Origin of the sequence: Sphingomonas sp. BLCC-B65, from assembly GCF_028550675.1 — a bacterium.
Lineage (GTDB): Bacteria > Actinomycetota > Actinomycetes > Actinomycetales > Microbacteriaceae > Microbacterium.
The window spans coordinates 1117854-1131971 of the sequence record NZ_JAQQGL010000001.1 but is presented as its reverse complement, the minus strand read 5'-3'; the positions used below and the strand labels follow the sequence as shown (position 1 = coordinate 1131971).

At 70.7% G+C, this 14118-nt stretch carries 12 protein-coding genes; 10 read left to right on the top strand and 2 right to left on the bottom strand.

Features of this window, described 5'->3' with window-relative positions; all coding sequences use genetic code 11:
• Positions 1 to 37: 37 nt before the first annotated feature.
• The 3 genes from PP359_RS05500 to PP359_RS05490 are packed head-to-tail and all read left to right on the top strand — an operon-like array spanning position 38 to position 2968.
• Positions 38 to 706: a response regulator transcription factor gene (locus PP359_RS05500; RefSeq protein WP_036318352.1), complete on the top strand. Its 669-nt coding sequence runs from the start codon at positions 38 to 40 to the stop codon at positions 704 to 706.
• The gene (locus tag PP359_RS05495) at positions 696 to 1934 is read left to right on the top strand and encodes a sensor histidine kinase (RefSeq protein WP_135948447.1); all 1239 of its coding nucleotides are present in this window, start codon (positions 696 to 698) and stop codon (positions 1932 to 1934) included. Before PP359_RS05500 ends, PP359_RS05495 begins: the two co-directional genes overlap by 11 nt.
• Entirely contained in the window at positions 1931 to 2968 is a 1038-nt protein-coding gene (locus tag PP359_RS05490) for a hypothetical protein (RefSeq protein WP_294982009.1), read from the top strand. The genes PP359_RS05495 and PP359_RS05490 overlap by 4 nt, the downstream gene beginning before the upstream one ends.
• A 287-nt stretch (positions 2969 to 3255) precedes the next feature.
• Here the strand turns inward: PP359_RS05490 and PP359_RS05485 are convergent, their stop codons facing one another.
• Both PP359_RS05485 and PP359_RS05480 read right to left on the bottom strand, forming a co-directional pair.
• Complete coding sequence (locus PP359_RS05485) at positions 3256 to 3510, bottom strand: acyl-CoA carboxylase subunit epsilon (protein WP_499250061.1); 255 nt, start codon at positions 3508 to 3510, stop codon at positions 3256 to 3258.
• Positions 3507 to 5078, bottom strand: coding sequence for an acyl-CoA carboxylase subunit beta (locus PP359_RS05480; protein ID WP_499250813.1), 1572 nt, complete (start codon positions 5076 to 5078; stop codon positions 3507 to 3509). The genes PP359_RS05485 and PP359_RS05480 overlap by 4 nt, the downstream gene beginning before the upstream one ends.
• A gap of 182 nt (positions 5079 to 5260) precedes the next feature.
• Here PP359_RS05480 and PP359_RS05475 point away from each other — a divergent pair, with 182 nt between their 5' ends.
• The 7 genes from PP359_RS05475 (at position 5261) to PP359_RS05445 (ending at position 14114) form a co-directional block, all read left to right on the top strand.
• On the top strand, positions 5261 to 6040 hold the full coding sequence (locus PP359_RS05475) for a biotin--[acetyl-CoA-carboxylase] ligase (RefSeq protein WP_499250060.1): 780 nt from the start codon (positions 5261 to 5263) through the stop codon (positions 6038 to 6040).
• A 91-nt stretch (positions 6041 to 6131) separates the two neighbouring features.
• Entirely contained in the window at positions 6132 to 6710 is a 579-nt protein-coding gene (locus PP359_RS05470) for a PH domain-containing protein (protein ID WP_499250059.1), read from the top strand.
• A gap of 73 nt (positions 6711 to 6783) precedes the next feature.
• On the top strand, positions 6784 to 7923 hold the full coding sequence (locus PP359_RS05465) for a 5-(carboxyamino)imidazole ribonucleotide synthase (RefSeq protein ID WP_294982005.1): 1140 nt from the start codon (positions 6784 to 6786) through the stop codon (positions 7921 to 7923).
• Between the two features lie 177 nt (positions 7924 to 8100).
• On the top strand, positions 8101 to 8568 hold the full coding sequence (gene purE, locus PP359_RS05460) for a 5-(carboxyamino)imidazole ribonucleotide mutase (protein ID WP_005048199.1): 468 nt from the start codon (positions 8101 to 8103) through the stop codon (positions 8566 to 8568).
• Positions 8565 to 10028 carry an LCP family protein gene (locus PP359_RS05455; RefSeq protein ID WP_112932584.1) on the top strand — a complete coding sequence of 488 codons (1464 nt, stop codon included), beginning with the start codon at positions 8565 to 8567 and terminating at the stop codon, positions 10026 to 10028. The genes purE and PP359_RS05455 overlap by 4 nt, the downstream gene beginning before the upstream one ends.
• Positions 10029 to 10031: 3 nt before the next feature.
• A complete protein-coding gene (locus PP359_RS05450) occupies positions 10032 to 11153 on the top strand; it encodes a glycosyltransferase (protein WP_499250058.1) in 1122 nt (373 codons plus the stop codon).
• A gap of 132 nt (positions 11154 to 11285) precedes the next feature.
• A complete protein-coding gene (locus PP359_RS05445; RefSeq protein WP_499250057.1) occupies positions 11286 to 14114 on the top strand; it encodes a hypothetical protein in 2829 nt (942 codons plus the stop codon).
• The last annotated feature ends 4 nt before the right edge of the window (positions 14115 to 14118 follow it).

Genomic DNA, 14118 nt, shown 5'->3' with positions numbered 1-14118 from the left:
GATGTGGGCGTTCTCGCGTCGTCGTTAGGCTGACGTCATGACCCGCGTCGCCCTCATCGATGACCACGAGTCCGTGCGCCTCGGGCTCGAGGCGGCGTGCGCGCGAGCCGTGACCAAGGAGGTCGTCTTCTCGGGCAGCAGCGTGCGCGCCTACCTGGAGTGGCGTCAGCGGTCGGGGGCGGCGCCGGTCGACATCGTGGTGCTCGACCTCACGCTCGGCGACGGCACCACGGTCACCGAGAACGTCAGCAGCATCGTCGCCGACGGCTCGCCGGTGCTCATCCACAGTGTCGCCGATCGCCCCGCCGCCGTCCGCGAGGCTCTGGCGGCCGGAGCGGCCGGTGTGATCAGCAAGGCCTCGCGCATCGACGACGTCATCGCCGCCATCCGCACGGTGGCGCGCGGCGAAGCCCTGGACAACGTCGAATGGGCCAGTGCCGTCGACGGCGACCGCGCTTTCGCCGATGCACAGCTGTCCAACCGCGAGCGCGACGTGCTGCGACTGTATGCCGCCGGCCTGCCGTTGAAGGCGGTCGCCGACCGGCTCGGCATCGCCTATTCCACGGCGAAGGAGAACATCACGCGCGTGCGCACGAAGTACGTCGAGGTCGGTCGTCCCGCCCCCACGAAGGTCGATCTGCTCCGCCGTGCGATGGAGGACGGTCTCATGCCCGGCCACGCCGGAGCGACCCGCGGTGACGACTGAGCCCCTGCCGATCGCCGTCGACCCGGCGGTTCGCCGTCCCCTGGGCGACATCGCCGCGGGTGCGGAGCGGTTCACGCAGGCGCGGGTCGAGCGGATCATCCGCACGGTCGTCGCCCTGGGGTGCGCGGTGCTGGGCACGCAGGCCTTCCTCAACGCGCTGGGCTCGCGCCAGGAGGCGCCGCCGACGCATCTGCCGCTTCTGCTGGCCGTCTTCATCCCGCTCGCGATGATGGTCGCGGCATCCGTCGCCGGGGTCGGTGTTCGCACCGCGGCAGGAATCTTCGCCGTCGTCTTCCCGATCGTCCTGCTGTGCTGGCCGCTCGTCACCCACGCACGCGCGGATGCCGCGGACGGCGCGCCCTGGATCTGGTACCTGCTGAACGTGGGCACCTCTGCGGCCGTGCTGGCCTTCGGACTTCCCCTGCAGATCGCGTGGGCGGCGGTCATCCCGATCCTGTACGCGATCGCCCGGCTGACCCAACTCGGTGGCGCCCCCGCGGACGTCGTCGATGTCGTGCGCGATGCGGTGTTCGCCGCGATCCTCGCGGCGGTGGTGATCACCCTCGGGCGTCTGCTGCGGGGTGTGGCGGTCGGCATCGATCAGGCGCGCAGCGAGGCCGTCGCCTCCTACGCCGTCGCCGCCGCCCACAATGCCGCTGAGACCGAGCGGGTCGCCGTCGCCGCGCTCATGCACGACAGCGTGCTGGCGGCGCTGATCGCGGCCGAGCGGGCGCACACCCCGCGGGAGGAGGCGCTGGCGGCCGCGATGGCGAGAGAGGCCTTGACGCGGTTGGCCAACACCGACCAGGACGCGGGCGAGGGGCCTGACGAGCCGGTCGCCGTGGCGGCGATTGCGGCCGCCCTTCGCCGGGTGGTGGCCGATCTCGATGCGGACGTGCCCGTCGCCGCCGACATCGCCGCGGCCGCTCCGCTCGTTCCCGGGCGCGTCGCGCGCGCCGTCGTGCTGGCCGCCACGCAGGCCGTCTCCAACGCCATCGTCCATGCGCACGGAGAAGGCCTGCGCGTGGCTCTGCGAGCCGACGGGCAGCGCCTGCGCGTGCAGGTGGTCGATCGCGGTCCCGGCTTCGATCCGGCGAGCATCCCCGATGATCGCCTGGGAATTCGTGGGTCCATCGTGGCGCGCATGGCGGCCGTCGGCGGCCGCGCGCGCGTGCGCACGGCGGCGGACGGGACTCACGTCGTCCTGGACTGGGAGTTCTCGCGATGAACTTCCGTGTGCACGCCACCCTGTCGGCGTTGGCGATCGCCTTCACGACGTATCTCGCGATCGGCGGTCTCGTCTGGACGGTCGCGCCGCAGATGCCGCTCGTTCTGGTGTGCGCGGTGGCGCTGTATCTGGCGACGACGTGGATCTGCGTGTTCTGGAATTCGGGTGCTCTGCCCACGCGGCGCGATCCCATCACCGGCGACCTCGGGCGCAGCTCGATCCTGCCCGCCTGGGCTGCGGTGCTCGCGCTCGCCGCCGCGGTGCTGGTGCCCAACGCGACGTGGCTCGCCGTCCAGCCCGACGCGCGTGGCGCGGATGTCGGGACCTGGAGCCTGGGTGCGGTCGGTGCGCTCCTGACGATCGTGATGGTGCGCCGCCGCCCGTGGATCGCGTGGAGCGGGGTCGTCGTCCTCGCGGCCGAAGCGGCGTTCTGGATCGGTCCGGCCGCAGCCCTGGCGCTCGGCGTGGTCGGCGCGGTGCTGTGGGTGGGGGTCGCGCAGCTGCTGACGTGGCTCGTCGATCGCGCTGCCCGCGATACCGCGGAGCTCACCGCTCTGCAGCGGGCGGCCTCGGAATGGCTCGCGACTCAAGAGGGAATGCGGCGCGAACGTCGTACGCAGGTGCAGCGTGCCCTCGCGCTGGCCGGGCCGGTGCTCACGCGCACGATCGAGGCGGCGGGGCGTCTGAGCGAGGATGAACGTCGCGCGGCACGCATCGCCGAAGAAGCGTTGCGCGACGAGCTGCGCGGCTCTGCCCTGCTCGACGCGGAGGTGCGGGCGGCGCTCGCAGCGGCGCGGGAACGGGGGACGACGGTGTCCGTGCTCGACGAAGGAGGCCTCGACGGCCTGTCGCCGGCGGAGCGAGCGGCGGTGCGATCGCGTCTGGCGGCGGTGCTGGCCGAGGCCGACTCCGACCGTGTCTACGTGCGTGCCGCGACCCACGAGGACGTGGCCGTCACGGTCGTCGGCCGCTCGGCCGCGGATGACGGCGAAGACGAGGTCGACCTGTGGAGCGAGATTCCCCGGCGGCCCTGAGCCCTGACGCGGCCCTGAATGCACCCGGCCGGTGGTTCCGGCGACGCCGCGAGCCGCAGAACGCCACGAGGACGTGACGAAGAGAACGCGAGGAAGAGGAGGCGAGGGGCGGCGAAGCCGCCCGCCCCTCGCCATGCGAGTGGTTACCCGAAAACCGACTCGCGAAGGGTCGTTCCGCTCATGAAGCGGGCCGACCGAACGCAGAAGCGTTCCAGCGATATCGATTCTTCCCGGTGGAGAAAGCTGTGTCTGTAGGTATTTTGGGGGACAAGCGATCGGAGGCGGATTCAGCCCGCGAACCGTCCCCAGGCGACGTCGCGCCGCAGGGGCGCACGCAGGCCGCGCGCCGAGACCTCCCAGGCCGACCGCAACGGCGCATCCTCGACGACGGCGTCCGCAGCCTCGCGCTCGTAGGCCTCGGTCACCACGGCGATCACGGCGGCGAGCTCTTCCGCGGTGGGGTTTCCGCGACGGATGTCGATGTGCACGGCATCCGCACCGGCCATATCCGCGTCCGACGCGGGCATCGCGGGCGTGCTCATAGCGGGATGTTACCGTGCTTCTTCGGGGGCAGGCTGGCCCGCTTCCCGCGCAGCGACCGCAGCGCCTTCGCGACGGCCACGCGGGTCTGCGCGGGCTCGATGATTCCGTCCAGCTCGCCGCGCTCGGCTGCCAGGAAGGGCGACGCGACGTTGTAGGTGTACTCGTTCGCGAGGCGCTGACGAACGGCGGCCACGTCTTCGCCGGCTTCCTCCGCCTTGCGGATCTCGCCGCGGTAGAGGATGTTGACGGCACCCTGTCCGCCCATCACGGCGATCTCCGCCGTCGGCCAGGCGAGGTTGACGTCGGCGCCCAGCTGCTTGGAGCCCATGACGATGTAAGCGCCTCCGTACGCCTTGCGCAGGATCACGGTGACCAACGGCACGGTCGCCTCGGCGTAGGCGTACAGCAGCTTCGCACCGCGGCGGATCACGCCGGTCCACTCCTGGTCGGTGCCGGGAAGGTAGCCGGGCACGTCGACGAGGGTCAGGATCGGGATGGAGAACGCGTCGCAGAAGCGCACGAAGCGACTGGCCTTCTCGCCGGCTTCGATGTTGAGGGTGCCGGCCATCTGCGACGGCTGGTTCGCGATGATGCCGACCGTGCGGCCCTCGACGCGGCCGAGGCCGATGACGATGTTCGGCGCGAACAGCGGCTGCACCTCGAGGAAGTCGCCGCCGTCGACGATGTGCGAGATCACCTGGTGGATGTCGTACGGCTGGTTGGGGGAGTCGGGGACGACCGCGTTGAGGGTGCGGTCGGCGTCGGTGGTCTCCCACTCGAAGCCGTTCTCGTAGACCGGGATCTCCGCCATGTTGTTGTCGGGCAGGAAGCCCACCATCGAGCGGACGTAGTCGATCGCGTCGTCCTCGTCCTCGGCGAGGTAGTGCGCGACTCCGGAGCGCGTGTTGTGGGTGTACGCGCCGCCGAGCTCCTCCATGCCGACGTCCTCGCCGGTGACCGTCTTGATGACGTCGGGACCGGTGACGAACATCTGACTGGTCTTGTCGACCATGACCACGAAGTCGGTGAGGGCGGGGGAGTACACGGCGCCGCCGGCGGCGGGCCCCATGATGATCGAGATCTGCGGGATCACACCGGAGGCGGCGGTGTTGAGGCGGAAGATCTCGCCGTACTTGCCGAGAGCGACCACGCCCTCCTGGATGCGGGCGCCACCGGAGTCGAGGATGCCGATGATCGGCATGCCGCCGCGCAGGGCGTACTCCATGATCTTGATGATCTTGTCGCCCGCGACCTCGCCCAGCGATCCGCCGAAGGTGGTGAAGTCCTGCGCGTAGACGGCGATCGTGCGGCCGTGGATGGTCCCCACGCCCGTCACGACCGAGTCGCCGTACGGACGCGACCGGTCCATTCCGAAGGCGGTCGTGCGGTGACGCACGTATTCGTCGAACTCCACGAAGGTGCCGGGGTCCACGAGCAGCTCGATGCGCTCGCGGGCGGTCATCTTGCCCTTCGCGTGCTGCTTCTCCTGGGCGCGCACCTCCGCGTCGAGGACCGCCTCCTGATAGCGGGCACGCAGATCGGCGATCTTGCCGGCGGTGGTGGACAGGTCGGGCTGCGCGGACGTCACTGGCTGCACGGAAGGCTCTGACTGCTGAGGCACGCCTTCCACCCTAGCGACCGGGTCCACGACTCTGTTGGGGGACGCTCACAACGAGACGGGGATTCGGTTGTGGGATGCCGCGCCATCGCACACCGCCGCGGTGCGCTCGCCGCGCGTAGGGTGGCGCTATGTCGATTCCCACCGAGGGCTATCCCCTGACCGCCGCGGTCTCGCCGCGGGTGCACGTCATCGAGAGCGTCGACTCGACGAATGCGAAACTCCTCCGTGACGTCGAAGGCGCCCCCGACGCCCACCCGCATCTGTCCCTGCTCGTGACGCGTGATCAGCGCGCCGGACATGGACGTCTCGACCGCACGTGGCTCACACCTCCGGGCTCTGCGGTCGCGATCTCGGTGGTGCTGCGCGTCGGGGCGGTCGCCGTGCACGATCGGGGCTGGATTCCCCTCGTCGCCGGAGCGGCGATGGTCGACGCGGTCGCCGCACAGCTGCCCGGGCACGCCGTCGCGCTGAAGTGGCCGAACGACGTGCTCGTCGATGGCCGCAAGATCTGCGGCATCCTCGCCGAGGTCCTGCCCACCGATCCGCACACCGTCGTTCTCGGCGCCGGGGTGAACACGGCGATGACGGAGGCGGACCTGCCCGTGCCGACGGCGACCTCTTTCGCGGTCTCGGGCGTCGACGTCGACGAAGACCGTCTGCTCGCCGACTACGTCAGCGGCCTGCGGGACCTGATCGCGGAACTGGCGGTCGGCGGAGGCGACGCTGTCTCATCGACGGTCGCCGAGCGGTGTGCGACGATCGGGACTCAGGTGAGTGTGACCGTGCCGGAGGGAACGGCGCTCGTGGGACGCGCGCTCCGCCTCGATCCCGATGGCCGGCTGGTGGTCGCCACCGCCGACGGTGCCGAGCGCATCGTCGGCGCGGGTGACGTCGTACACGTACGCTGAGCGCCGGGCCCGGGTGCCGCCCAACGGCGTGATCGCGTGACGACGGCCCGGTCATGCGCGGTTTCGCCCGGCCACCGGGCACAATGTTCTCGTGACCTCGCCCACCGCCTACCCCGGGCGTCCCGCTGCGCCGGCGCCGGGTGCGCCGGCGCCGGAGCGCCGCGTCGCGCGCGTGCGGGCGCACGCGCGGGGTCTGTTCTGGTCGGCGCTGGTGCTGATCGCCGTGGCCGGGGCCACGGGCTACTTCACGGGAAATCTGCCGGAGCCACTGCAGGACTGGATGCTGTGGGCCGCCGCAGGCCTCGTCGTCGCGCTGCTGGTCGTGATTCCCTACGTCCGATGGTGGACGCACACCTACAACGTGACGACGCGCCGCGTCGTCGAGCAGTCGGGCGTCTTCGGTCGTCGACGCCGGGAAGTGCTGCACGCCCGCGGGTACACCATCGAGGAGCGTCGCGGTCCGCTGCAGCGGCTGTGGGGCGCCGGCACGCTCGTGCTGTCGAACGGTGTCGATGAGCCGCTGCGTATGGTCAACGTCCCCGCGGCGCGCCTGCTGCACGAGGCCCTGTCCGATCAGGTGGAAGTCAGCCAGATCCTCGCGCATCGCGACGGGCACTGGGACGGTGCCACCGCCCCGCTCATCGGCGATCCGCCGCCGCTGCCGCGCTGATCGCGATCCTGACGGCCGGGCGAGATCGACGCTGGGCGCACGCCGGGGTGCGCGTGCCCCGCGAACTGAGAAGATGGATGCGACGAAAAGGAGCACCATGGCACTCACCCTCGGCATCGTGGGCGGCGGGCAGCTCGCCCGGATGATGATCGCTCCGGCGGTGGAGCTCGGCGTCCGCGTGCGCGTGCTCGCCGAAGAAGAGGGGATGTCCGCCGCGCTCGCGGCGACCGCCGTCGGCGACTACCGCGACCTCGACACCGTCCGCGCATTCGCTCGCGACGTCGACGTCGTCACCTTCGACCACGAACACGTCCCGCAGGACGTGCTGCGGGCGCTGGTGGCCGACGGCATCCGCGTGCACCCCGGTCCCGACGCGCTCCAGTTCGCGCAGGACAAGCTCGCGATGCGAGCGCGCCTGGCCGAGCTCGGTATGCCGCAGCCGGAATGGGCGGCCGTCACCGACGCCGCCGAGCTGCAGAGCTTCCTCGACGCCAACGGCGGGCGCGTGGTCGTCAAGACGCCGCGAGGCGGTTACGACGGCAAGGGCGTGCGGGTCGTCAGCGATCCCGCCGAGGTCGCCGACTGGTTCGACGGCGGCGCGCTGCTGGCCGAAGAGCTCGTCGACTTCTCGCGCGAACTGGCGCAGCAGGTCGCGCGCCGTCCCTCCGGTGAGCTGCGCGCGTATCCCGTCGTCGAGACGGTGCAGCGCGGCGGCGTGTGCGCCGAGGTGGTCGCACCGGCGCCGCACGGCGGCGCCCGGCTCACGGAGGTCGCGGCCTCGATCGGCACGAGCATCGCGGAAGGGCTGGGTGTGACCGGGATGCTGGCCGTCGAGCTGTTCGAGACCACGGACGAGCGTCTGCTGGTCAACGAACTCGCCATGCGGCCGCACAACAGCGGCCACTGGAGTCAGGACGGTGCCGTCACCGGACAGTTCGAGCAGCACGTGCGCGCGGTGCTCGACCTGCCGCTGGGTGACCCGACGGCGCGCCAGCCCTGGGCGGTCATGGTGAACATCCTCGGCGGACCCGAGACCGATTCGCTGGAGAGCCGCTTTCCGGCCGTGCTCGCCGCGCACCCCGCGGTGAAGGTGCACACCTACGGCAAGGCGCCGCGGCCCGGGCGCAAGGTCGGCCACGTCAACGCCTTCGGCGACGAGGTGGACGCCGTCGTGTACGAGGCACGCGCCGCGGCCGCGTTCTTCGCCGACTGACCTCCTCGCCCGTCGCGGGCGTTCCGAACTGCACGGGGCGCCGGATGCCACGGGCCGGAGCGCTGTGCACGGCGGGCGGGATGCGTGGCGTTGCGGGGTTCTTCCAGCGTGCCGTCCTAGCCTGGTCGGGTGACTCGCGCTCTGCATTCCTCGGCATCCCCTCTCGTCGGCGTCGTGATGGGATCGGACTCCGACTGGCGCGTCATGAGCGATGCCTCTCAGGTGCTCAGCGAGTTCACGATCGAGCACGAAGTGGAAGTCGTCTCCGCTCATCGCACGCCCGACAAGCTGCTGCGATACGGGCGTGAGGCTCGGGAGCGTGGCCTGCGTGTGATCATCGCGGGTGCGGGTGGTGCGGCTCATCTGCCGGGCATGCTCGCGTCGGTCACCGCATTGCCGGTGATCGGTGTGCCGGTGCAGCTGGCGACGCTCGATGGGCTCGACTCGCTGCTCAGCATCGTGCAGATGCCGGCGGGGATTCCCGTGGCGACCGTGTCGATCAACGGCGCCAAGAACGCCGGTCTGCTGGCGGCGCGGATCCTCGGTGCGTCCGACGCCCGGATCGCCGACCGTGTCGAGCAGTACGCGCGCACCCTCGAGGCGCAGGTCGAGGAGAAGAATCTGCGTCTGAAGGAGTCACTGTGAGCACGGCCGCACCGCCGCGCTCGCCGCGGGCCGCCGCCGAGCCGGTGATCGTCGGCGAGCAGCCGATGCGTCGACCCGACACACGGTCGCCGCGTGTGATGACCCGCCGCGCCTGGTGGCTGCTGGCCCTGAACTTCCTGGTTCCCGGCTCGGCGCAGGTCCTGGCAGGAAGCCGGCGTCTCGGCCGTGTGGGGCTGACGGCGACGCTGATCATGTGGGTGGGCGTGGTCGTCGCGGCCGTAGCGGCTCTGGTGTGGCCGACGCTGCTGTTCACGCTCGGCACCAACGCGGCCGCACTGCTGGCCGTGCAGCTGGTGCTCCTGGCCTACGCCGTGCTGTGGGTCGTGCTGACGATCGACACCCTCCGTCTGATCCGCCTCGTGAATCTGCGAGCGGGAGCGAGGCCGCTGGTGGCGACGCTCGCCATCGTCGGGCTCCTCGTCGGCAGCGGCGGCGCCGTCTACGCCGCCCAGCAGCTGCTGGCGCCCGCGCGCGAGGCGATCGCGTCGATCTTCACGAACAACGCGCCGCCCGTTCCGCCGTCCAACGGCTACTACAACTTCCTCCTGCTCGGAGCCGACAGCGGACTGGGCCGGGACTCCATGCGGTTCGACAGCATCTCCGTGGTGTCGGTCAACGCCGAGACCGGCGCGGTGCACATCACCGGCATCCCGCGCGACCTCGCGTACGCGCCGTTCGCCGACGGACCCATGCACGATCGGTACCCCGACGGTTTCGAGGGGCATCCCTCGCCAACGTGCGGGTGGGGGCCGGGCATCAATCAGCTGATGAACGCGGTGGAGATCTGCCAGCCCGACGAGGGCAAGGACATCTACCCGGATGCCGCGGCGAACAGCTCCACGCCGGCCGTCGAGGCCACGAAGGATGCCGCGGAGGGCATTCTCGGCATCCAGATCCCGTATTACGTCTTCGTCGACATGAAGGGCTTCGCCGACATCGTCGACGCGCTCGGCGGCGTGGACATCACCGTGCAGGAGCGGCTGCCGAAGGGGGGCGGACCCACCTACGAGGGGGAGCCCGCCGAGGACTGGGCGATCGGGTGGATCGAGGCGGGGCCGCAGCACATGGACGGCGACACGGCGCAGTGGTACGCCCGATCGCGGTACACGACGAGCGACTGGGACCGGATGCGGCGGCAGCGTGAGTTGCAGCAGGCGATCCTCGCGCAGGCGAACCCGGCGAACGTGTTGAGCCGTTTCCAGGCGGTCGCCGCGGCGGGTTCGGACCTCGTCAAGACCGACATCCCGGACTCGATGCTCGGATTCCTCGTGCAGTTGGGCGTGAAGGCCAAGGAGCAGCCGGTGCAGACCCTCGAGCTCACCCCCGAGGGCGCCGGCATCGACACCGACAACCCGACCCCCGACCAGTACGCGCACGTGCGCGACCTCATCCAGCAGGCGCTCTATCCGCCGTCTCCGTCTCCGACGAGCGAAGGCTGAGGCATGGTCGCGACTCTGCGCGTGGTGCTCGACCAGCTCGTCGCGCCGACCGACCCCGACCTCGCTCTCGCATCGCGCGAGACGGGGCGTGCCCTCGTCGCGACCACGCCCGGTGGGTGCGAGGTGGCGGCGATCGTTCCCTCGGCGCCCGATGCCGCGGGCGATCTCGAGGGGGCGGTGCCCGGACTCGCCGACGTCACGCGCGCCTCGCTGGCAAGGCGTGAGCTCGCCGCCTCGTGGCAGCTCGGGCTGGCACCGGGGATCGGCGGGGGAATGATCCACTCGCCGACTGCGCTCGCGCCGCTGGTCAAGCACGATCGCGTCCACGACAACGACCAGACCGTCGTGACGATGTGGGATCTTTCGGCCTGGGAGCGGGCGGGAGAGATGCCGCGGACGGCCGTCACGTGGCACCGGGCGATGCTCAAGCGCGCCCTGAAGCACGCGGATGCCGTCGTGGTGCCGAGCCACGCGATGGCGCACCATCTCGCGGAGATCGCGCCCTTCGGCGACCGGATCCGCGTGATAGCGGGAGCCGCGCCGGCCGGCTTCGCCGTTCCCACCGACGAGGTCGGGCGGCGGCGGGCGCTCGATGTGCCCGATGGGTGTCTCGTCGTGCCGGGGTCGTCGGCGGCCTCCGCGGGGCTGTCCACCGCTTTCGCGGCCATCGCCGCGGCGGGAGCGGACCTGCCGGTCGTGGTGATCGGTGCGTCCGAGGGGGACGAGCCGGCCGTTGCTGAGCTGGCGGCGGCATCCGGACTTGCAGAAGGGCGTGTGCATGTGCGCGGCGCCCTGGAGGACGCGGATCGCGCGGCCGTTCTGGGCGGGGCGGTGGCGTTGCTGGCTCCGTCGACGCTGAGCGGTTTTCCGTGGCGGGTCGTGGAGGCGTTGGCCGTCGGTGTTCCCGTCATCGCCGCGGACTCCGAAACGCATCGCGAGGTCGTCTGGGACGGGGGAGTGCTGGCGCCGGCGTCGGAGGACGGTGCGTTCGCGGACGCGCTCGCCGGTCTGCTCGGCTCAGCCGCGGCGGTCGAGCGGCAGGCCGTGCTGGCCGCGGATCGCGGCCGGGCCTTCTCGTGGATGAGTGCCGCCGAGCGGATCTGGCAGCTGCACGCCGACCTGTGAGGACGCGTGATCGGGGCGTGTCTTCGGCGTGTCTGGCCTGCCCCGGTGGTATCAGCACGTCACATCAGTAACAATGGTCACGTGCGTACCCGAGTCCGGTCCCCCCGCCCTGATCGGCACTCACAGCGAGGGATGCTCGCCGGAGCCGTCGCTGCGACAGCGGCGCTGATCGGGTCGCTCGTGCTCGCGGCTCCCGCCGCCGCCGTGCCGACGGCCGCTCCCGCCGCGGTCGACACCGGTATCGTCCAGGCCGCCGCCGTAGCCGGATTCAATCCGGAGAACATCATCTCCGACGCGCTCTTCTACGACGGTAACGCCATGTCGTCGGCGGACATCCAGGCCTTCCTCGATGCGAAGATCGGCAGCTGCAGCAACGGCAAGTGCCTGAACGTCCTCAACGTCAGTATTTCCTCGAGGGACGCTTGGTATTCGGCGGTGACGGGCGATCTCGTCTGCTCCGCACTCCAGGGCGGCACCATGCGCACATCCGAACTGATCTACCGCGTTCAGGTCGCATGTGGGATCTCCGCGAAGGCGATTCTCGTCACGCTACAGAAGGAGCAGGGGCTGACAACGAGCAGCGCACCGTCCGACTGGAACCTGCAGGCGGCGATGGGCGCGTCGTGTCCCGATACGTCGCCGTGTGATCCCGCCTACTCCGGCGTGGGCCCTCAGATCGTACAGGGCGTGCGTCAACTCAAGATCTACAAGGCGGGACGCTTCGGCAAGCAACCGGGCGTCAACTTCATCGGGTACAGCCCGAACGCCGCATGTGGCGGGACGAACCTCAACATCCAGAACTACGCCACCGCGGCACTGTACAACTACACGCCTTACCAGCCCAACGCCGCCTCTCTTGCCGCCGGTTGGGGGCTCGGTGACGGCTGCTCGAGCTACGGAAACCGCAACTTTTTCAACTACTACACGAGTTGGTTCGGGTCTACGCAGTTCGCTGACGGCGGGTTGTACAACGTCGGAGCCGACATCTATCTGATGACCGCGGGCAAGCGCTACCACGTGACGGCAGCGGACTGGCCGGCCTACCAAGCGGCCTTCGGGAACCCCTCGCCGGTCTCCGCGTCGCTGCTCAACGGCGCGACCACGGATGCCGGCGACGCGACGCGGTACCTGCGCAACAACTCCACCCTGGTCGTCGCCTACCTCGACGGCGGGACGACGCATCGCTTCTCCAGCTGCACGCTGGTGTCGGCCTGGGGCGGCGCCTGCGGCTCCGGCCTGACCAACGTCGGCCCCGAGGTGTTCAGCAGGCTCGGCGCGGGAAGCGAGATGACGACGTTCGCTCGACTGACCGCGGGCGGACGCATCCACGCGATCTCGGGCACCTCCCTCGTGCCGTATTTCGACGCGCGCGCCCTGAAGGAGGGCGCCGGGGTCACCGATCCCTACGCCGCCGTCATGTCGGCCGCGACCGTGCGCACGTACAAGATCGACCGTCTGCGCTTCGCGACGGGGCAGCTCGTGCGCATGCGGGGCGACGAACGTGTCTGGGCCGTCGCGGACGGCGGGCGTCTGCTCTACGTGCCGTCCTTCGGCGTGACGTCGGACATCGGGTTGAACGGTGCCGTCGTCGAGGTCTCGTCCGACGACCTTGCCGGATTCACGCAGTCGGGGACGCTCTCGGCCGTCGTCGCCTGCGGAGGCAAGACCTACCTCGCCGCATCGGGGACGTTGTATCCGTTCTCCGACGCTTCCGGGTTCTCGGCTTCGGACCTCGGATCCGCCGTGTGCGGCACGCTGAAGCTGTCGACCGATGCGCCGCAGAAGATCTTCGCGCAGGCATCGGGAACCGCGGAGGTCTACGTTCTCGAAGGCGGCGTGCGCCGCCACGTCACCTCCCGCCAGAAGCTGTCCGAGTTGGCCGGCTCCGCGTCGCCCCGCGTCCTCACCGTCTCGTCGGCGTCCCTCACCCCGATCCCGATCGGGCCGGCGTACCTCTCGGTGGCGGCCGGGGTCCCGATCCAGGGCGTCGGCGAGGCCCCCGTGTGGCTTCCCATCGGCAGTGGCGGACTGCTGCACGTTCCCTCCTTCGGGGTCACCGAAGACCTCGGCATCCCGCGCTCGTCGGTGACGTCCGTACCGGCATCCGTGGTCGCCTCCCTGCCGAAGGCGGGCACGCTCTCGCCGATCGTCTCGTGCGGCGGGGCCGTGTACCTGGCCGCGTCCGGGACGCTGTACCGGTTCTCCAATGCCGCCGGCTTCACCGCATCCGATCTCGGTCCGGCGGTCTGCGGAGTGCTGACGCTCTCCCCGGATACGCCTCAGCGAATCTTCGCGCGCGTGTCGGGAACGGCGGAGGTCTACCTCCTGGAGAACGGCAGCCGCGCGCACGTCACCTCGATGGCCAAGCTCGTCGAGCTGGCGGGGACGTCGTCGCCGCGCGTGCTGAACGTGACAGCCGGCACCCTCGCGCAGTTCCCGCTGGGCGATCCGCAGGCGTCGGTGACGGCGGGGACCCCGATCCAGGCGACCGGTGAGGCGCCGGTGTGGCTGCCCATCGAGGGCGCTCGCATCCTCCACGTCCCGTCCTTCGGCGTGACCGAAGACCTGGGGATCGCCCGATCATCGGTGGTCAGCGTCCCGGCCGCGGTCGTGGCCTCCTTCACGCAGGCGGGCACCCTGTCTCCGATCGTCCGCTGCGGCGGCACCGTCTACGTGGCGGCGTCGGGCACGCTGTTCGCCTTCGCGGATGCGACCGGATTCACGCCGTCCGATCTCGGAGCGGAGGCCTGCGCGAAGCTGACCCTCTCGGCGGACGCGCCGCAGGCCGTGTTCGTTCGCGTGTCGGGCACCGCGGAGGTCTACGTCCTCCAGGGCGGCGAACGGCGTCACGTGACGTCGATGTCGGCGCTCGTGCGTCTGGCCGGCACGGCCTCGCCGCGTGTCCTCACGGTGACGTCCGGGAGCCTCGCGCAGTTGCCCCTCGGCGCGAACGTGACCTGACCCG